This is a genomic window from Tautonia sociabilis (genome assembly GCF_003977685.1).
Lineage (GTDB): Bacteria > Planctomycetota > Planctomycetia > Isosphaerales > Isosphaeraceae > Tautonia > Tautonia sociabilis.
Genome location: NZ_RYZH01000048.1, coordinates 1 through 19,836, shown reverse-complemented (window position 1 = coordinate 19,836; position 19,836 = coordinate 1). Strand labels below are relative to the sequence as shown.

Here is a 19,836-nt window from a genome sequence, read left to right as displayed (position 1 = left end):
GTCGCGTGACCACGACCGGCGATCGGCCGACAAAAGCCGACGGCGAAAAGCTCAACCACTACAAAGGCGGCAACGACGTTTCCCTTGGAGGAACGGAACCGCTTGCCAGTGAGCGATGTCAGAGACGGAGCCGAACCGGGACAAACCGCAAGGCGGAGGGTAGACGAGGGCTTCCGCATTCTCCTTGTCGAAAGCTCCGAGCCTGATCGCTCGGAGGTGACTGCGGCCCCCTGGCCGGGGCACGTACGCCGTGCGGCCGTCGCCTCGTGCGACTACCGACGTGACTGACTTCGCGATGTCCATGTCTAACCCGGGAACCTCTGCCGCCGCCGGAGTCGCGACCCGGTGCGCGGTTCGGTCGATCGCGTGCTTGAAACGCGGCAGAGGGGGAGCGGGCTTCGAGTAGGAGTGGGCGTCCCGCGCCCAGCGTCGTCCCTGCAAGGCAGTGGGGAGGGCGTCTGCGTGCTCACGGGTGGTGCCGGGCACACGAGCAGCGACGAAAGGAGCGACGTGCATTAGTCATGCAACCGAGACCCGATCCTCGGGAGAGGAGAAGGACAGCTTGCGTCATGCGACGGCGTCCTGGCGGACGTGCGGTCCCAGGCCGTAGCGAGCGACGAGAACCCGCGGCCCTGCAAAGGTTCTCCTCCTCGGGTAGCGGAGTGATCCGCTACCACGATGAAGCAACCACTATGTAAATGCGCAACCACAATAAAGGAATGTGGTTTCGCGCGGATTCGGATTGCGCAGCGGATGCTGGTAGGAGGAAAGGTTTCGGTCAAAGGACGTGCGGCTTTTCGGTCGATTTGTGCCCCAGAACAAATCGACCCCCTGTCTCGTGCCCGGGGGGCGGAGTACCGCTGCGAGGCGACGACGCTCGAAGGGTTCGTCCAGCAACTGGCCGTCTGCTACGTCGGCCGGGGCTACCACTTCTACGTGACGGGCGAGGTGCCGGAGCGGAAGGACCCGCGAGCGGTGGATGCGAAGCTCATCGACCGCTACGACATCGCGGTCTCGAAATGGACGCGGGCGCGTCGGAAGCGGGCCGGGCAGGCGAACCTGCAATACATCCGCTACCGGCGGTTCTTCGTGCTGCTCGCCACCCACGGGAGGCATCGCTTCTTCGAGGACGAGCCGGTCATCAAGGACGTGCGGAGATCACCGATTCGGTTCGGCGGCTACTCGGTCAGCTTCCGCGGCGGGCATCCGCACGTGCGGATCGACCAGGAGGCCTTCAAGGCGCTGAAGGCCTACTTCCTCGACATGGCTCTTCGGAGGGGCGTCGAGGGCCTCGCGCGGGAGTTCTACGGGTTCCCGTTCGAGCCCTATGCCCCGATCCGGCGGCAGCAGTTCAGCCTCCTGCATGGGGTGAACAGGGAGCGGAAGGCCGCGGGCCTTGAACCGGTCCCGTTGTCGTGCATCTGGCTGAAGCGGCGGATCTATCGGCCGTTTGAACCTCCGGAGGAGGAGCGTCGAGGGACTCTTCGCGATTCGTCTGGTCGACGAGATGGAAGATAAGGCAATGCCCTCCAGGGGTCACAGCGATGGAATGGATGGGTGGCCGGTCTTCCCCGATCGAAGTTCGGCGGGTTCTGCGGGGTCGATTCCTTGCTCGTCAGCCGAGTCGATGCCGAGGCTCCTTCGGGCTCGCTCAGGATCACGAAATTCGGCGAGCGGGCACTCGGCATAGGCCCGGTCGAGGAGGATGCGGAGGGATGCCAGGTCGGGCCGCTCTCTCAGCAGCGTTTCGGCCGTCGCGAACGCCTCCCGGTAGAGTGCCTCGGAGTCTTCCGTCCGTCCGAGTCGCTCGTAGATCTCGGCCAGGGTGAGGCGAAACTGAATCGGCTTGACGAGATAGACATCGTTCTCTGGGTACAGCCTCGCGTACTTCTCAGCGGTCCTGAGCGCGACTTCAAGGGGGGGGACAGCTTCGATATCACGGCCGAGGTCGGAGAGGAGGAGGGCAAACGCCCGAAGATCCTCCGTGCGTTCGATGGGATAAGCGACGTCGTCGGGGACGTGGCGGACGAGCTCTTCGCCGACCGAGAGGGCCCGCAGGAGCAACTGTTCGGCCTCTGCGAGCCGCCCCCGGTGATGCGCGATTCGAGCGAGTAGGTGGAGGGCCTTCCGGACATTGGAGAGGTACATGGGCCGATCGGGTGCCTCCTCGACGGTCTGGGAGGCCACCTCCAGCGAGCGGCGGGCATGGCCCTCCGCGTCCGCGACCCGCCCTCGCCTGAACAGGATCTCCGCCAGGCTGCGGTGCTGAAATGCCACGGCATCCCGCCAGTCGGGGTTGGCGGGGAAGTCCCGGGCGAGGGCCTCGACGGCCTGGAGAGCCGCCTCGGCGTCGCGCTCGGCCCGATCGGAGTCGCCCGCCGCAAGATGGACCCCGGCTTGCTGCATGAGGCCTCGGAAGAGGTTGTAGCGGTACCACTCGTTCTCGGGGTGCGCGTGGCTGAGGGGTTCGAGGAGGTCGATCGAACGGCTGAAGTGCTGGAGGGTCCGTGGTCGGTTCTGGTCCGCATCGCGGCTGTTGAAGGACCGGGCGAGGTGGTAGTTGGCCAGAGCGGCCCGGTAGCGGAGTTCCGGATCATTGCGGCTGCCGGGCAGCCGGTCCAGGACCTCCTCGTAGAACGCCTGCCACTCGGCGAGGAGGGCATGGGTCCGTTCCGACCCGAGGGGGACCTCCGCGATCATATACTCGGCGGCGAGCGTGGAACGCTGGAGTAGGTCACTCAGGATTTCCAGGTTCGTCTCGGCCCGGTCCCTCGCTAGGGCCTCGGCGGCATAGGCCTCGCGGATCCGCTGGTTGTGGGCGAACAGGATGCCGGAGAGGATGGCGAGCAGTACAACGACGGTCACTCCCCAGACGGTCAGCGCCAGGCGGTGACGGATGGTCCACTTGCCGAGCCGGGTGATAGGAGAGGGACGGCGGATCGTGAGCGGTTGATTCGCGAGGAAGCGGCCGAGTTGCTCGACCAGCGCATCGACGGAGGCGAAGCGCTCGGAGGGTTCCTTGGCCATCGCCTTCATCGCGATCGTCTCGAGGTCGCGGGGCACGGCCGGATTGAGTCGCCGGATCGGGGTTGGTTCCTCCGAGGTGATGCGGAGATAGGCCTGGACGACGGCCTCCGCCTGGAACGGGTCACGGCCCGTGAGCAGGCGGTAGAGGATTGCCCCGAGGGCGTAGCCATCGACCGCCTGCTCGTTGCTACCCGGTCCGCCGACGAACTGCTCGGGTGCCATGTAGCTCGGCGTGCCGAGGATGGCCCCCGGTTCGGTCAGGGTCGATTGATCGTCTTGCCGGATCCGACGCGCCAGGCCGAAGTCGGTGATCTTGGGGACCCCGTCGGATGTCACGAGCACGTTCGCGGGCTTGAGGTCACGGTGTAGGATGCCTTGGTTGTGGGCGTAGGCAACCGCCCGGGCGACCGTAAGGATCAGGCGGACGCGTTCCCTGACGGGGAGCTGTTTGGCCTCGCAGTAGTCGTCGATGTTTTCGCCTTCGATATACTCCATGACGAGATAAGGCGTCTGGCTGTCCGTGGTCCCACCGTCGAGCAGCCGGACGATGTTCGGGTGTTCGAGCAGGGCAAGCACTTGTCGCTCGGCATGAAAGCGACGGAGCAGCTTGCCCCTCATCAGTTCGGGGTGGATGAGCTTGAGGCCGACGTGCTGCCGGTAATGCTCGACCCGCATCGCGAGATAGACGGTCCCCATACCGCCGCGGCCTAGGACCCGCTCGATCTCATAGGGGCCGATGCGTTCGCCGGGCGTGAGGGCGTCACCCGGTTCATCGGCTTCTTCCTCAGTGGGTGTGATGCCGAGGAACCCCTCCGCCTCGGCGGCCTCGGACTCGGCCAGGAGCGCCTCGACGTCGGCGGCCAGGGCCGGATCGTCGGCGGCCAGGGCGGCCACCCCATCGCGGCGTCGCCCCGGGTCGGAGGCCCGGATGCGGGCGAACGCGTTGCGGATCTCCTGCCATCGCTCGGGGGTCATCGATGTCGGATCACCCGTCATGCAGGTTCCCTCCAACGGGACGGATGCCCCCGTTCGCCCCGGAGAGTTCACGCCTCAGCCAGCCGCGGGCCAGCGCGAGGTCGCTCTCGACGGTGGAGGTGGAGAGCCCGTGGTACCTGGCGATCTCATCGACTGTCATCCTCATGAAATAACGCATCCTGATCGTCTCGGCCTGCCGCTCGTCCCATGCCGAAAGGCGTTCGATGGCGTCGTGGAGCTCCAAGACGTCGATGCGTTGCTCCTCGAAGTAGTCGAGGATGGCGTCGAGGGGCAGCCGAGTCCACCCGCCACCACGCTTGAGCCGGTTCCTCGCACGGGCCCGCTCCACGAGAATCCGCTGAATGGTCCGGACGGCGGCGGCGAAGACATAGCGCCGATCGGTGTGTCCCCTGACGGCTGGGTCGCCGAGCAGGCGAGCCGCCGCCTCGTTGACGAGGGATGTAGGCTGGGGCGCATCCGAAGGTGATTCCTCCCGGACGAGACGACGCGCGGCCCGTCGCAAGTCTTCATAGACTGCGACGATAAGGTCGGGCTCTTCCTCAAGTGCGGGGTCTTCCGGCTCCAATTCGCGATGTTGGAACACCATCGTTCCGGATCCGGGGGAAATTTTTTAGGGGGAATTGCGGTCATTGTCGCAGGATCTATTGGGCGTTCAACCCATTGATGCTCTGAGGCCACACCGGCCGGCGTGGTCGGTTGTGGCCGGGAATCGTGCTATCGGAGCCGATGACGAGCCGACCTTTTCCCTCAACCGAGGCGGGAGAAAATCAATGCGAAGGTTCTGCATCGCGGCCGTTCTTCTCGCCCTGGCAGGGCCTGGAATTGCGCGTGGAGACAGCGTCTGGGAAACCCTCGTCAATACGTCGCGCGAACTGAAAGAGCGATACAGCGACAAGGTCTATATATGGAACGAGACGAATCGGATCACGCGGTTCAAGGTTCGCCGGGGCGATGGGACACTCATCGGCATCACCGGGCCCGTGTTCCCCGGCCAGTTCTCGCCTCGGATTACCGATCTCACGCTTCCGAACCCGAAAGTCTACGAGATCAAGGCCTTCGTCTGGAATGATCGGAATCAGACGTGGGTGGCGAAGACGGGGTGGGTGCGGTTCCGGAATCCCGACCCAGGCGAGCCTTACCCTCCGGAGAATTGGGGCGACAATCTTTACTTTGTCTTCTACAGGACAGGCGATGGCTTCGCTCTCGACTGGTTGTAGGCCAATGCGGCCCGCTGAGTGATCAAGACAAGGGCACGTTTGTCAAGTGACACCAACCTTTACGAGGTTAAGTGACACGAAGTGTTACGAGGCCGGCCGGGCAACGACTCTTCAACAGCGGCCCCCTCGGGGGCCGACCAGGGCCGCCATCGGCGGCCCGGTCACTTCAGCAGCCTCTCCAGGTCCTGGAGCCGGTAGCTCCGGCCCCGGATGTTCAACACCACGCTCCGGTGCAGCAGGCGATCCAGGATCCCCGCCGCCAACGCCTCGTCCCCGGCGAAGATCCCCGGCCAGTCCTTGACGCTCTTGTTCGTCGAGATCGCCGTGCTCCCCAGCAGTACCGGTAGCTCACCAGCCGGAAGAACAGGCTCGCATCCTCGCGGACCATCGGCTCGAAGCCGACCTCGTCGACGACCAGGTACGCGACGTTGAGCTTCCCGTTCGAGCCGTATGCCCCGATCCGGCGGCAGCAGTACAGCATTCTGCACGGGGTGAATCGGGTGCGGAAGGCGGCGGGCCTGGAGCCGGTGCCGTCGTCGTGCATCTGGCTGAAGCGGCGGATCTATCGGCCGTTTGAGCCGATGGCTACGAGATAGTCACGTCTTCATCGAGGCCCAGCTCCCTCAGGGCGGTCTTCACCTCTTCCGCCTTGGACTTGGCATGCTCCCCGTCGGTCGGGCCGTGGTCTTCACCTCAAGCGAGAGTCCTTGGGAGGACGCCAGCCTGGTGAGCACTTTGAAGTAGAAGTTCGACCACTTCTGGTGGGGAATCGTCCCGCTCCTGCAGAGGGTCTTCTGCCCGTTCCCCGGCATTGCGTCGTCGCCCGTCTCATCGTCGGAAACCGTGGTTTTTTCAGAGACGCGGACTTTGGCCTCGGCCTGGAGTCCGTCGATCTGGGGGGGCACGCCCGGATGCTGTGGGAGGTCAGGGACCTGTAAAAAATATATACCTAAATCATGAGAGTATTTTCATGATATGAATATGGCAATTTTATAATTAATTTGCAGTACTAAATACGAGATATACGAAGTGAGATTTTAGCAAATCGTCCATAGTATGTAGGACGTCCTCCGCCGACTCGACGCCGAGAAGGACTCCGGCTTCGAAGTTCGACGCGAGCGCGTGCGAAGTGAGGTTTGCCGAGCCGATGAGAACTTTCTTACCATCGGAGGCCACGATCTTCGCGTGCAGGAGCGGGTGCGTTTGCCTGTCTCGGCCAGTGCCGGCCTCCGCAGAATAGACGGCGAGATTCCCTCCTACACGCTCGGCCTCGCGCCGTAGTTCCTCGATGGCCCTGCTTGTAAAGCTAGCGAGGTTAATAGCGTCGTGGGTGACAAGCGTTACTTGCACGCCTCGAAGCATGGCGCTCAGGAGCGGTGTCAGTATCGCGGCCATACCTGAGGAATCAACGAATGGGGAAATAATGAACAATAATTTATTAGAATAGTTTATTAGTTCGATGATCGCATCCCGGTAGCTCGAACCGCGTCTCGCGTGTGCCACGTGGGCGATTGGGAGCGTCCAGACAATCCTGCATGCTCGTTCCTCGACTGTCTCCGAACCCGATGTCGAGACATCGGACAGCACGAGGGAAGAGCAGAGTTTGGCAACACCATCCGCGCGGAGACGCGACTCAACACCCGAGACGCCTCCAGCCTCCTCGAGGGCTCTCCAGAGGATTTCCGGGCCTTCCTCGCCCGCGAGTGGTCGTACCCAGGAGAGGTCCGCCACCCCTACTGTCCGACCGACCCTCGCCCAAAGAGGAGCTGCGAGTCGGGCGACAAGCTCTGGGTCACATCCGAGCCGAGCCCTGAGCACTGCAGTACGTGAGTTTCCTTCCATTGGACGGAATTTCAGCGTTGCGCCGCGGACTGCGATGCGGCTAGAGCCGAGGGTCGGACATTCTCCCAGAAGCCGCGCTGGATAAGCGGAATGCCAAGGTCGCTCCCCAGCTCAGGTGGCGGTGTCGGGCCGCCGTAGAGGACGGCGCGGGAGAGTTCGCGATTGAATTGCGGGCAGTTGTACTCGCGGTGCAAGCATCCGACGCAGGTCGCTCCTTCATCCGTGCAGAACGGATCGTAGATGCAATCGCGTCCGCTCTGGGCTGAGTCGTCGAGCCAGATGCCGAGCCGCTGCTCGAAAAGGGTGATGAGTCCTCCGATCTTCGTCTCGGCATAGCGGTTCGCGTAAAGGACGCAGGCGAGCGCCCCCGGGAGCAGGTATTCGCCGACGCTGTTCTGGCTGAAGCCGCTCCATTCGACATGCCTGAGGAGGACATGGCTGATGGTGTGGAGCAGGGTCCGGACGGCGACCGTCATCGGGTCGTAGTAATTGGCATCCCATCGATTCTGGGACAGGCCGAGGACGTTTCGGTAGAGCCACGCCCACGCCTCCTCCCTGGCGGCCGGAGCCGGCCCTTGGGACCAGTGATTCTCGACGAGCCATGCGACGACGCGGACCGGGTCCAGTTGTAGGTAGATTCCTTCGGTCTCGGCAGAGACGACATAGAGGGGCATCCTGCCCTGGGGGTCGCTCGACTCAAAAGGAACAAGAATGCTTCTATTTGGGTCTCGCGTGATGCGCGTGTAGCCGACCGCACAGAGGGCGATCGGGAAGTTGCCGATGATTTTGAGGTCGCCGATTCCGAGGTTCTCTCGTGCGGACTGAGCTGCCTGGTCGATCCGTTCCGCTCCATCGCGGTCGCCGAGCTCGGTGAGCCAATCGTGGACATTGGCAACGGAGGAGGTCTCGAGCGTGTCGAGGACCGCAATGTGCTCGAAGAGCTGACGCGGTGTGGCTGCATCGGCGGCGGGGGCTGCGGACCCGAGAAGGGAACGAACGCGGCCGATCGCGGTGTCGTCGAGAGGGTTCGCCTGCTCCGCCTGCTGTCTTCGCCACTGCTTAACCGTAGGATGGTTGGGGTCGACTTGCTCGAGGGCCTGGACTAGGCTCTCCGTCATGGCATCGTTCTGGGCGGCGGCGGGGCCTCGTTCACGCCGGGTCGCACGCTCTCTGATCACCTCGGGGAGGGCTCGGTCGAGTAATCCCCACGTCCTTGCAAGTACGAGGCAGAGATGCTCTGGGTCGCCGGTAAGGCCCCGCTCCTGATCTTCGTCGAAACTGATGAAAGGGACGATGTGGGGGAGGTACAACGCACTGTCGGTGAGTGCGAGCGTTTTCAGGCCGCGTTCGTACTGTGAGCCCGGGCCCTGGGGAAGTGATCTCGAATAGGGGCAGGTGCAGGGCGTCATTCTCAGACGCGCCACCTCGGCGTTCCCGCAAAGGCCGCATCGCCACCGGGCCGATCGGACACGTCCAGTGTCGTGGAAGGTTAGAAAGGCGCTCCCGTGCCTTCGGCACGCGGTCGCCGGGTAGTAGATCTCCTCGAGTCTTCCGCAGTTGTGCGCCTGGACGTAGCGAAGCTGGGTGAGCGGACCCATGCATTGCGGACAGCGGCGGGGCTGCGCATTCGGGCGGCGGACCAGGTCGCGCAGCCGAAATACCCGGCCGCACACACGACATTCGAGCAGGGTCGGGTAGGGCCTGAACCGGACGGAAGTCGGCGTGCCTGCGACATAATAGCGCCGATTCGGCCGATGCCTTGGGTCGGCGAATCCGGGCCGAGACTGGTCGCTCGGCCACTGCGCGAGCAGGTCAGCGACGGCATTAAAGAGAGCCTCCTCGTTGACGCGTGTCTCGCGGAACTCGACGCTCGTTACCTGGCAGAACCCGTACTGGTCGTGCTCGAAGATCGCACCTGGGAGGAACTGGTAGAGGACTTGGGTCTGGCCGCGACTGAATGCCATAGTGATCTCCGTAGCACAGAGGCTATCTGCAGCCGAATTATGATTGGGAATTAAACCATTGGAGTTCGTACCAGTTGGCCTCCTCCTCCGGGCGGAACTTGACGCCAACGTCGACGTCGCGCAGGCTCGTCATCGCCTTGGGCTGGATGACATCGACCACCCTGTCCCGCTGGCTCCCGCGGATCCAATACAGGAAACGGTCGACGTGCTCGGCGAGCACTTGGCTCATGGCGAGCTCGAGACCGTCCGGGTAGATGCCCTCGCCGAGTGCGTAGGCTTCTCGGACGTCCTGATTCAGCGTGGCCTGGTCGATCCGGGTCCGCAACCTGGACGGAGCATTAGGGTTGAGAAGCTCGGCAGCAATGGAGCGCTTGGTGAATTGCGGTGTATGCTCGCGGGCGCCGTACCGCCCGAGGAGGATGCCGATGAAGACCCCGGGTATCGTCCGGTTCGCGGCGAACTTTGCGAACCGATTGACAGATACGGGCGAGACGAGCCGTTCGAGGTGGCGATGATATTCAGTGAACCTGTGATAGATACTCGACGCGCGGAGGGAGTAGGACGCGAGGACCGCTAGGACGAGCCCCACGTGACGCCGTCCGCTGCGGCTGGAAGCTTGGATGTAGTCGGCGGTCTCCTCGGGGATGCTGTCCATAACCATCAGATTGAAGCGTTCGATGTCCACTCCATGGCTGATGACGTTTGTCGCAACCGTCGCGTCGAGGTGACCGTCCTCGGCCCAATCGAGCGGGGGCGCCTCGATCCGGCGAACCGCGTCCGCGATAGTCGCGAGGCTGGAATCGCCCGAGAGGAATTCCGTGCTCAGGTCTCGGGCATTCCCCGGCCGGAGGCGACTCGACTCCCGATCGAGCGTCTGCCTGATCCGGATGCCCCGCGCCTTGGTGCCGACGTAGGTGAGGGTCGTCGTGTAGAAATGGAGAAGGTGTCTGACTTCCTCCTCGGTTCGTGCGGTGGGGAGCCAGGCGGCCGCTTCGTAGGGGCGGTCGTACAGCCTGATGAGCTCCTCGTGTAGTAAACGGACGCAGAGCGCCGCTGCGTCGGCCGCGTGAAGGTGGGGCGGGCGAAATGCCACGTAGAGCCGGGCGGTCTTGACCGGCTGCGTGGTCTCATCCTGATCCCGGTCCGCCGTCGTATAGAACGTCTCGAAGAGATCATAGCCTCGGGTAGGGAAGCGACGGGCGTGGGGGACCCCGTAGATCTGGCGGATCTGGTGCTCGAAGCCCTCGACCGTGGCCGTTGCAGCGACGGTTTTTGGAGGGAGGCCCCCGACAGCCCGTTCGCAGGAGCGCACGAGGGTCTCATAGTGGCCCGCGAACGCGCCGAGCTCCTGCTGCAGAAGGTGGAGCTCATCTTGGATGTGAAAGCTCGGCGTTGGATCGTGATGTTGTATCGCGGTGCGACGGCGTGGAGGCGAGCCGGACCTTGGATTGAGCTGACAATTATCCACACACCAGTCGCCGAGCCCGTAGCCGTGCTCCGGGTCTTGCTGGCAACGCCAGGCGGCACCACCCCAGAGCATAGAGAGCTTGGGCTGGTAGGCGATGGTGGCCATCTTGTCGATCGTGCCGATGATCACCGTCGGGAGGAATCGATAGACTTCCTCATCTGAGACGTAGATAGGAAGCTCGGTGCGGCAGGCGCCGCAAACGTGGCGGATGCGCTGCTTTGCACGGTCGGGCTGAATTCGGACCGAGCCCTGGCCCCGACAAGCGGGGCAGTCGCTCACGAGGAGGAGCTTGTCTCGGAGCGGAGCCTCGGACTCGAGCCGCTCGAAGGTCCACTCCCCGACGTCGGGCCCCCGAAGCTGGTTCGGCGTGCTCGTCTTGCCGACGAAGTAGCCAAGGCTAATCTGGTCCGAGCTCTCGGCCGCTTCGCCGAGCAACTGTCGCCGCTCCTGCTCTGTCTCCCAGACGACCTTTGCCGCGCGCTGGAGCTGCTGGACGCTCAGCATGCGGAGGGGAAAGCGGAGCCACGCTGTGACGCCGAATCGCTTCCCGCGAAGTCGATCGTAAAGCGATGCGCAGCTGATGAGGCCAAGGTAGGCCTCTGTCTTCCCTCCGCCGGTCGGGAACCAGAGCACGTCAGCCCAGTCCAGGGCATCCGACCAATCGCGTGGAGTGCGTTGGGGCCACTCTCCCGCGGTGATCCCCTCGCGGATGGCCAGCGACGGCAGTTGGGTGACGATGAAGACGATCTGGAAGAGATGCCAGCTCTCGTATCGACCGGCAGTTGTCCGCTGGAAGACGCGGTTCATCCCTACAAACGCACGATGAAGCCGCTCGTCCTGGGCTATGGCCGCGATCCCCGAGGCGAAGCGGGCCTCCTCGTCGCGGAAGGCTTGGAGGTCGTTCTTGCATTGCTCGAGCGCGTCGGGCCTTAGCCCAAGGGCGTTCTGGTCGATGATTCGAGCCTGCCAATCGTCGCCGTAGCGCTCCATCGCAATCCGTATGGTCTCGAGCGACCCGAGCGGATCACGGATCAGGTCGTCGAACCGTGCGGTCGGCTGTTGGCTTGTCGTCCTGCGCTGTTGCTCGAATCGGGCAAGAGCTTCGGTGCGGATCGAGTGGTGGTCATCTGATACAACTACGCTTGTGCCGTGGCCCACCGCCCACACGTTGAGGTCGAATTGGTAGTCCCGAGGGACAGGGAGGAGTTCAATCGGAGCGAGTTCGCCGCGGACCAGAGTGCCCGTGACGTGGCAGTCGCCGAGGATATTATGCTGGTCGCGGAAACGTTGGATGGGATCTCGCGGGGTATCGTTACAGAGGTAGCACTGGATCCTGACGGAGCCGTCTCGGTGCGGATGGACCCGAACGTCGAGCCTGGCCCGGAGGGGAGGTCGTAGCACCGGTCCCGTCGCGATCGCTTGCAGATGGCGCTGGTACGTTTCGTCCGTCTGTAGCGCCTGAACGGGTATGGTGGCATTCCCGTGGATTTCCCTCCAAATGCTCGGATCGGAGGTGGCGTCGCTGAGGACCGAGTCGAGCGCCTGCTGGACAAGACCGCCGTCGTTGAAGCGTTGGTGGCCGCGTGAGGGGTCGATCCGGATTGTGATCGGAGGAACCGGCACATTTCGTCGGATGAACGCTTCGATGAGGGAGACCATGGCACGCTGAGTCGCGGCCTGGGATCCAGCCTGCGGCGCAGCAGCTTGGGCGTTGGCGCTGCGTCCAATCTCCTCGCGTTGCTCTTCGAAAGTGGGAAAGTGCTGTGTATAGACGCAGAATGAGACATCGACGGTCAGTTCGATGTCTCTCCCTTCCGGGTCGGGCGTGGCGACCAGCTCGAAACCCAGCGACGACGGGGGCCTTCGCGTCGAGTCGCGGTTTGAGCTCCGCTGCTCAGCCGCGATCTGTTCGGCCTCGCCGACACCGGTTTCCGCTGTCTCCTCATCGTCCTCGGCTACCAAAGCCTGCGGATCGGCGGGCCCGCTCGCCGCAGGGCGAGTGCCTGCCTGGGGTACTTCATTCGCCGCCTCGTCCTCGTCGGCTGGGTCGAGTGCGTCGGGTTGGACCACATTCGGGTCCCGGGGACCGAGCACCCCTAGATGGCAGTGGTCGCTCGGGACGATGCGGAGGAAGCGCGGCTCGTGCCGCCCCGCGAGCTTTCGCTCGAGGTCGTTGACGAGGTACGTCACGAGGGCGTGCTCGTCGCGGTAAGTGAACGGCGACCGGCTTTGGCTGGCTGCTCTAGCGCTCACGTGACCTCCGTCATCTGGCTGGCTTGCAGTTGTCGTCAATGCCATGATCAGTGCATGGAGAGGAGTGTTCCGATACGCTGGACCGAGATCACCTCGCGAACGCTCACGGCAGCAGCGAGTTGCTCGAGCGGGGTTCCGATTGCCTTCGCGCTCCGTATTGCCGCCTCGTAATGCTGGCCGGCCGCGATCTGGGACAAGAGTCGACCCAAGAGTCGACCGCACCGGCGCCTCAGGACTCGTTCCGAGCGGATACAGGCGAACGTCGCTCGCATCAGGTCCGGGTCGGAATAGAGGCCGCTTGCCTTAGCAAGCAGGTGGAAATCGGATTCATCAAGGGGGGCGATGATCTCGTCCTCCCCGCCGTTGAACCAACCAACGACGGCCTCGTATTTTACACCGAGACCGGCCGACGCGAGCGCTTCGAAGAGGCGCCGACGATTGCCCCTGTACTTCGAAAGCGCCGCCTGTTTCGCACACTGCCAAAGGTCGAGCGCCATCGAGGCACGGATATCGCGATCCTCCCGAATCGCGTCAAGGAGACGCTCGAACACGTTGTCATAATAGTCGTCAACTAGGGCGACCATGAGCATTCCTGGCTTGAGATGAGCGGCTGGGATCCGTTCCTTGATCTCGGTCGCCGGATGATAAACGTCGACCAGTCGAGCGGCGGGGTAGCGGAACCGTTCGCCGGACGCGTCTAAGATTTCGACGAATTCAATCGGCCCGCGCGGCCCGGACCCGTCGCCGGCCTCGTCGTCGCCTGCGGAGCCGAGGACGATCTCGTCCGACCACGTCATGCCAGCCAGCTTTTCGATATCCAGGGGCTCCACGGCATCGTCGGCCTGAAACCTTCGCTTGAGAGTCTTGACGGTCCGGGTCTCGACGCGCCTGGAGACCAGGGGACGCTCGCTCCGGGGGGAAGTCCCGTCTGCCCCTTTGACGCCTGCGTGTCCGGTATGCTTGCCGTCAGTAACAGGGAGCCGTAGTGACCGGAGTACGGTCGTACGAGGCCCATTCTCTTGGAGGCGCTCGATCGTCGTATGAACCCTTGCCTGGATAGCCTCGTCGACTTCTGCCTCGAAGGGGTAGGCGACCACATGAATCGGGATTCTGGGATAGACGTCGAGATAACGCGTGTCGCTCGTGCGAAAGCCGAGAAGTATGCTCGGACAACAGTTTCCCTCGGCGACGAGGCGGGGCTCTTCCCTGACCGTAGAAATCACGGCTCGGCCGGCCTGGAGCGCGTCAGCCCAGCCGTCGACTAGGTCTCCTAGCAGGGCGGCGAGCATGCTGCCCTCGTGGGCCGTGGGCGCAACGATGCGGATCGGCTGGTCCTCGCCGCTCGAACGCTCACGCTCGAGCTCTTCCTGGAGGACACAAGCGAGCGTGTAGAATTTCGCCGGCTCTTTTTGTTCGATGAAGAGGTCGTAGAGTTTCCCGAGCGTGCGGATGATCTGGGGCCAGCGTGCGTCGAGGTAGGAGCCTAGTGGGCCATTTGCGCTCGGCGAGCTCTCTTCAAGCCCGGCGATACGCTCCTTGAGGGTCACCGTTCTATAGGCCTTCCGTCGCGCTTCCTCGAGATGAAGAAGGGGTACAGCGAGCTGCCGAAACCGGTGGTACACCGACCAGGCTTCGAGCAGCGGTGCAGGGAGCCGACCGCCTCCGGCACGCATGGCACCGACGAGTAACTCGTGAAGTCCGGCGAGGATTTCATCCGTTTCGTCGTCGTCGGTGAGCCATAAAAGCCGCTCCGAGGGACTCTCGATGGGTTTCGACCGCGCGGGCTCGACGATCTGTTCCAAGGCGTCGACGGCGGCGGGATCCCAAGCCCATGCGAGATAAGATTCGCGTCCTCGCTCATTGAGCCGGTTCAGGCGAGCCTGCTCACACGGAGGAAATATAAATATTTGTGCAGGACTTGATTTGATACTGGGGTGCTTGAGTAGCGTGTCGATATGACCGCCCGTTCGGGGATGTGAGACATCGATGACAACCGTACCGAACCGACGGCGTACCTCCATCGCCGCCGCCCACCCAGGGTTTGCGACGAAAACTCGCGGCTTGTCATCGACAGGAGGCGAATATTGGGACAGAACCTCGATGGGCCAGAACTTTGTGAGGGGCAGGGACTCGGTACCGTAGCGAATCGCTACTTCACGGAGGAGTCCGACGCATTCACGGATATGCTGAGTGACGAGGAGAAGGTCGCCGGGGATGAGCCGGCCCTTCTCTTCGGGGGGAATACCGCAACCCTGTCGATGGACGAAGTCGGCGAGCAGTAGGCTGACCGCGAGATGACGTCCCAAACTCTGGGTAGCGTTGGGAAGCAAGAAAATGAGGCGGCGCTTTTCACCGGGCTTCAACCGGACGGGGAGACGCGAGGCCAGCACTCCGCTCGCCCTTTCGACCAGGGAACTGGCGAGTCTCGACCCCTTCCTCGAGAGGGGGATGCGGTCTTTGAGCAGAACGGAGGCGAGGGTTACCTGTTCTCGATCCACCTCCCTGAACGTATCCAGCCAGGTCATGACGCCCTCCTGGTGCGGCTCTCAGCGGATCAGCAAACGGTCTTCTCCCAGAATTCGGAGGTAGCTCGCATAGCGCTCCGTCATGTCGACGGCTTGCCGCTGGTTCACCCGCTCAGCGAGGGCCCGGCCGACCGCGATCAGGTTGCGACGTTCGGGGGAATCAAGATTGCCACAGATGGCAAAGCGCGGCTCTCTGGGTCGGCCGCGGCGGCGTGGTATGCACTCGATGACAAGGTCGCAGAGGAAAGCCTCTTTTCCTCGTTTGCAATGGTCGGCCGAGTTCTCGGCGGAGACGGTTGCAAGGCCGACGATGCGAAATCCGGCGGTGCGGATGGCATTGCCGAGCGCCCGCCAGGCCTTCATGTCCTTGTTGTGATACGTGAGGATCAGCCGTCCGTCGGGTGCAAGGACCCGCCGGCTCTCGGCAAGACAGGCTGCAACAAGCCGCTCGTAGTCGATGACATCGGTGCCGCGTCGGCTGTTCGGCACGGCCTCGCGGGATTCGCTCGGAAGGGGGATGCCGAACGCATCAACCATCCACGCGTGGAATAGGCGGGCGAGTTCGCCGTACTGTAGATCGTCGTGGTAGGGCGGATCCGTGAGTACGAGGCGAGCTACGCCGTCCTTTAGGATTTGGCGTTCGCTGCTCCCCGTCACAACAATCGCCCCTACAGAGAGGCGCCTTCGCCTACCGCCAGCGTATGCGTGCTTGACGGTAGATGGCAGTCCGTCCGCGCCCATCCACTGGAGTCCGCGCTCCGCGGCTTCCAGACGTCTTGGGATAGTTCCTCGGCCGGTGGGCGAGAGGAGGTTCGTCTCGACCACCACAGTCGAACGGGAATAGTGGTGGTTGGCGATCGCCTCAAAAGCCTTTGGGTGGTGCCTCTCCCACCGACAGAGATAGCCGGGCATCTCACAAGCCCCGAGGACGGACAAGCGTAACCTCGTCTTCACTGGCTCAGAGACGTCGAGACGATTCACCTCTTCGAGGGCTGTTCGAATCACGTGGATCTGGCGCTTCGTATAGAGGTCGGACCAGCGCCGAAAGCCTCCTCGAAGCAGGTGTCCGGTTTCTAAGCCTTCAGGAATCGGTGAGCAGAGAAGCTTCTTGATGAATCGGTCGGGCGGCCGGTCGGCGACAGGATCTCCTCTCTCCACAGCGCGTAGCTGGTGAGTGTTTCTGCCGCCGAGGACGTTCCGCTCGAGGACGAGCACAGGGTGCCAGCGGGGCTCCGCTGCCAAGAGTTCCGCGAGGAGACAGTCTCTCCGACAATGAGGACATTGGACCTGCGGATTCTGAGAGTAGACCTTCGGGCCGTGCGCTCGCCAGCGAGTCTGGCAGGACCCGCAGGAGAACGTCTCGACTGCCCGGTGTCGGCGACTTGCCGCGCCACAGGCCGAGCAACCGTAGAATGCCCAGGCTTCTCCGGCGCGCCGCGACGCGACCGAGATGAGGGGGTCGCGGAAGATATACATGTTTGACCGGCAATGGAGGCACGGCGCCGTCCGTACCCGGATGACGTGGGTGATTTCGGCAGATGAAGCCATGCCGCATCGTCGATACATTTTGCGGAGGGGGTCGAGACGTTCAATCAGGTCGGCCTTGGCGGAGTGGAATTCGTGAAGATCAGCCCGGTTGAGGCAGGTTGCTAGGCCGAGGGAAGGCCACGGGTACAGGTCTTGGGCATAGACCTTCAACCCCCGTCTCGCCGCCTCAAAGGCAACCGTACCGCCCCCGCTAAACGGGTCGGAGACCACGAAGGAGTCGTCACCAAACGCTTCGATGGCGGCATCGAGGAGCGAGCCGGCGACGGCATGCGGACGCCGTGCCCACCAGCGGAACAGCGAGACGACCGGGGAAAATGTCTCGCGGTTGCGCTGCTGGGTTTCGACTTGGCGATCAAGAGCACTCCATTCAACCCGTTCGATGACGGCCATGGACCCCGTTGCTTTTCGGAGAAGTAATCCACGCTTCGTCGCCCGGCTTCGGGATTCGGCAGGACCTATTGCCGTCGCGTGCAGATTTTGTAAACGCTGAATCCATCATGGTTTGTGACACATTCGCTGTGCCCCATTGCCTCCTCGCTACCCGCGTCGTCGGTCGGCCGAGCCTTACCTAGTCTCAGTATATCACCAGCAAACCCTGTCGCTACCCAGTTGTGTCACGCAATCGCGCATGCAATAAGAAATTGCTCAAAAGTTCTAATAAACTTGTAATGAATGTTAAATTGAAATTCGTTCCACCTCGTCGAGCGTAATTTGATCCGCCGTGCGGTCGTAGAGCTTGGTGGTCTTCGGCGACTCGTGGGCGGCCATCTGCTGGGCCTTCTCCAGCGTGCCGTCGTGCTCCAGGTAATTGGTGATGCCCGTGGCCCGGAAGCTGTGGCAGCAGATCGCCGTGGCGATCCCCGCCTTCCGGGCCCGGCGCTGGACCATCTTCAGGGCGGCATGGCGGCTCATCCGGCGGTCGCCGAGCGTCCTGGTCTTGCCGATCGCCGTGCGGAACAGGGGCGTCTTCTTCTGGTCCTTGAGCCCAGCGGCCTGGATGTAGGCGTCGACGAACTCCTCGGCCTTGTGGTGGGCGGGCATGTCGTGGTGCTTGCCGCCCTTCTCCTTGAGGCGGAACCACCAGCGCTTGCCCTGGGGGTAGTAGTCGGCGACGTCCATGCCGAGGGCGGCCTCGATTCGGGCGAAGGAATAGAGGCAGACGGCGATGAGGGCCCGGTCGCGGAGGCTGACCGGGTCGGTGCCGTCGATGCTCTTGAGCAGGTCGCGGGCCTCGTCCTCGGTGAGGACGGGCGTCTTGCCCTTCTTGACGACGTGCCTGGGCCCGCGGACGGCCTGGGCCGGGTTGATCTCGACGACCTGGCCGACGATGAGCCAGTCGTAGAGCATGCGGATGGCGGCGAGGTGCTGCTTGACCGAGGGCGCAGCCATCGTCTGGGCGAGTTCCTCGACGTAGGCCGAGACGTGGTAGCTCTTGATGTCCCGAAGCTCCAGGCCGCGGTCGCCGCAGTAGGCGAAGAACCGCTGGGCGTTGCGGTAGTAGGCGGCCCGGGTGTTCGGATTCCTGATGTTGTCGGTGAAGAAGGTGAAGAATCGCTCGGCGGCGTTCTCGCCGAACCGGGCGACGACGGCCGGGACGATGGCGGCGGCCGCCGGTTCGATGGTCGCGGGGGTTCGCTCGTCGGTCATGATCCTCGGCCTCCCTTCCTGGGCTTGCGCCTCGCGCCCGTGAGTTCCCGCTCCCACTGCTCGGGGGAGGGGAGCGAGCCCCGGAGGGCGGGGGGGAGCGACTCGACGAGTTTCGTGACGTAGCTGGAGACGCCGACGGGCTTGGACAGGTCGCGCAGGGCGTACTCGGCGACGACCTCGTCCTTGGCCTTGCAGAGGATGATGCCGATGGAGGGAGCGTCGTCGGGGTGGCGGAGCAGGTCGTCGGCGGCCGAGAGGTAGAAGTTCATCTTGCCCGCGTACTCGGGCTTGAACTTGGTCGTCTTCAGCTCGATGACGACGTAGCAGCGGAGCCTCAGGTGGTAGAAGAGCAGGTCGATGTAGAAGTCCTCGTCGCCGATTTCGAGGTGGACCTGCTGGCCGACGAAGGCGAACCCGGCCCCGAGCTCGATGAGGAACTGCCGGATGTGGGCCAGGAGGCCCTCCTCGACGGCCTTCTCCTCGGCCTCCTCGGCGAGGGTGAGGAACTCGAACTTGTACGGGTCCTTGAGCGTCTCGCGGGCGAGGTCGGACTGGGCCTTGGGCAGCGTCCGCTCGAAGTTGGTGCTCGCCCGGCCCTGACGCTCGTAGAGGCCGCTCTCGATCCAGTGGACGAGGACGCTGCGGCTCCAGCCGTTCTCGACGGCCTTGCGGGCGTACCAGAGCCGTTCGTCCGGGTCCTTGGCCTGCTCGAGGAGCACGACGTTGTGCCCCCAGGGGACCGCGGCCACGGCCTCGGGGGGCCCGCCCTCGGCCAATCGTCCCACAGGCTGTGGGACGATTTCGGGGGTGTCCTTGTAGGCCAGGTAGAAGGCCCGCATCCGGTAGAGGTTCGTCCGCGAGAAGCCGCTGACGCCGGGGAACTCGGCCTGGAGGTCTCGGCCCAGGCGGTCGAGGACCGCGTTGCCCCAGCGATGGGCTTTCTGCCGCTCGACGATGCCGCGGCCGATCTGCCAGTAGAGCGCGATCAGCTCGCGGTTGGCCGCGACGGCGGCGCGGAGCTGTGCTGTGCGGATGCGCTCCTTGAGTTCGCCCAGGAAGGTCTCGTAGCCCTTCGGGAGCAGGTCGGCCTTCGGCTTGCTCGCGGTCGGCGTGCGGTCGGCGTTCTTCTTGGCCATCGGGTCGGCCTTCCGTGACGATGGGAGCCGACGTTCGTCGGCCCCGGGCGGCTCGTTCTTGAGCGTTGCCGAGCTGCGGTGGTGCCTGTTAAGTTTGACGGTAACTGGCGTGGTTCTTCTGGAGCTATTCGGCGCGATCGTCCGATAAACGATCCCGGTATCCGACAATACACTTGGCTCCCCGGGCCGGGAAGCCGCAGGGATCGTCTCCGG

General features: G+C 63.6%; 13 protein-coding genes. 3 read left to right on the top strand and 10 right to left on the bottom strand.

The annotated features are described in order from the left end of the window. Positions 1-753 precede the first annotated feature (753 nt). On the top strand, positions 754-1,518 hold the full coding sequence (locus TsocGM_RS20115) for a hypothetical protein (RefSeq protein ID WP_126727259.1): 765 nt from the start codon (positions 754-756) through the stop codon (positions 1,516-1,518). A gap of 18 nt (positions 1,519-1,536) precedes the next feature. Here the strand turns inward: TsocGM_RS20115 and TsocGM_RS20110 are convergent, their stop codons facing one another. Beyond that, the gene (locus TsocGM_RS20110; protein WP_158633657.1) at positions 1,537-4,023 is read right to left on the bottom strand and encodes a serine/threonine-protein kinase; all 2,487 of its coding nucleotides are present in this window, start codon (positions 4,021-4,023) and stop codon (positions 1,537-1,539) included. After that, the gene (locus TsocGM_RS20105) at positions 4,013-4,609 is read right to left on the bottom strand and encodes an ECF-type sigma factor (RefSeq protein ID WP_126727257.1); all 597 of its coding nucleotides are present in this window, start codon (positions 4,607-4,609) and stop codon (positions 4,013-4,015) included. Before TsocGM_RS20105 ends, TsocGM_RS20110 begins: the two co-directional genes overlap by 11 nt. 184 nt (positions 4,610-4,793) lie before the next feature. Between TsocGM_RS20105 and TsocGM_RS20100 the strand changes: the two genes are divergently transcribed. Further along, positions 4,794-5,240 carry a hypothetical protein gene (locus tag TsocGM_RS20100; RefSeq protein WP_126727256.1) on the top strand — a complete coding sequence of 149 codons (447 nt, stop codon included), beginning with the start codon at positions 4,794-4,796 and terminating at the stop codon, positions 5,238-5,240. Between the two features lie 161 nt (positions 5,241-5,401). On the opposite strand, the gene TsocGM_RS20095 is transcribed toward TsocGM_RS20100, so the two are convergent. Then, the gene (locus TsocGM_RS20095; protein WP_158633656.1) at positions 5,402-5,728 is read right to left on the bottom strand and encodes an ATP-binding protein; all 327 of its coding nucleotides are present in this window, start codon (positions 5,726-5,728) and stop codon (positions 5,402-5,404) included. Between TsocGM_RS20095 and TsocGM_RS26565 the strand changes: the two genes are divergently transcribed. After that, positions 5,669-5,836 (top strand): hypothetical protein, encoded by a 168-nt coding sequence (locus TsocGM_RS26565; RefSeq protein ID WP_199756847.1) that lies wholly within the window; start codon positions 5,669-5,671, stop codon positions 5,834-5,836. The genes TsocGM_RS20095 and TsocGM_RS26565 overlap by 60 nt on opposite strands. 400 nt (positions 5,837-6,236) lie before the next feature. Here the strand turns inward: TsocGM_RS26565 and TsocGM_RS20090 are convergent, their stop codons facing one another. From TsocGM_RS20090 to TsocGM_RS20060, 7 genes are all read right to left on the bottom strand, one after another. After that, positions 6,237-6,971, bottom strand: a complete 735-nt coding sequence (locus tag TsocGM_RS20090; RefSeq protein WP_158633654.1) for a phospholipase D-like domain-containing protein — start codon at positions 6,969-6,971, stop codon at positions 6,237-6,239. Positions 6,972-7,093: 122 nt separating this feature from the next. Continuing rightward, entirely contained in the window at positions 7,094-9,046 is a 1,953-nt protein-coding gene (locus tag TsocGM_RS20085) for a hypothetical protein (protein WP_126727253.1), read from the bottom strand. Between the two features lie 37 nt (positions 9,047-9,083). Next, positions 9,084-12,704, bottom strand: coding sequence for a helicase-related protein (locus tag TsocGM_RS20080; RefSeq protein WP_158633653.1), 3,621 nt, complete (start codon positions 12,702-12,704; stop codon positions 9,084-9,086). A gap of 110 nt (positions 12,705-12,814) precedes the next feature. Beyond that, positions 12,815-15,292: a hypothetical protein gene (locus TsocGM_RS20075; protein ID WP_126727251.1), complete on the bottom strand. Its 2,478-nt coding sequence runs from the start codon at positions 15,290-15,292 to the stop codon at positions 12,815-12,817. A gap of 21 nt (positions 15,293-15,313) precedes the next feature. Then, on the bottom strand, positions 15,314-17,230 hold the full coding sequence (locus TsocGM_RS20070; protein ID WP_126727250.1) for a hypothetical protein: 1,917 nt from the start codon (positions 17,228-17,230) through the stop codon (positions 15,314-15,316). Between the two features lie 285 nt (positions 17,231-17,515). Further along, positions 17,516-18,487, bottom strand: a complete 972-nt coding sequence (locus TsocGM_RS20065) for a tyrosine-type recombinase/integrase (RefSeq protein WP_126727249.1) — start codon at positions 18,485-18,487, stop codon at positions 17,516-17,518. Next, on the bottom strand, positions 18,484-19,623 hold the full coding sequence (locus TsocGM_RS20060; RefSeq protein ID WP_126727248.1) for a PDDEXK nuclease domain-containing protein: 1,140 nt from the start codon (positions 19,621-19,623) through the stop codon (positions 18,484-18,486). The genes TsocGM_RS20065 and TsocGM_RS20060 overlap by 4 nt, the downstream gene beginning before the upstream one ends. Positions 19,624-19,836: the final 213 nt, after the last annotated feature.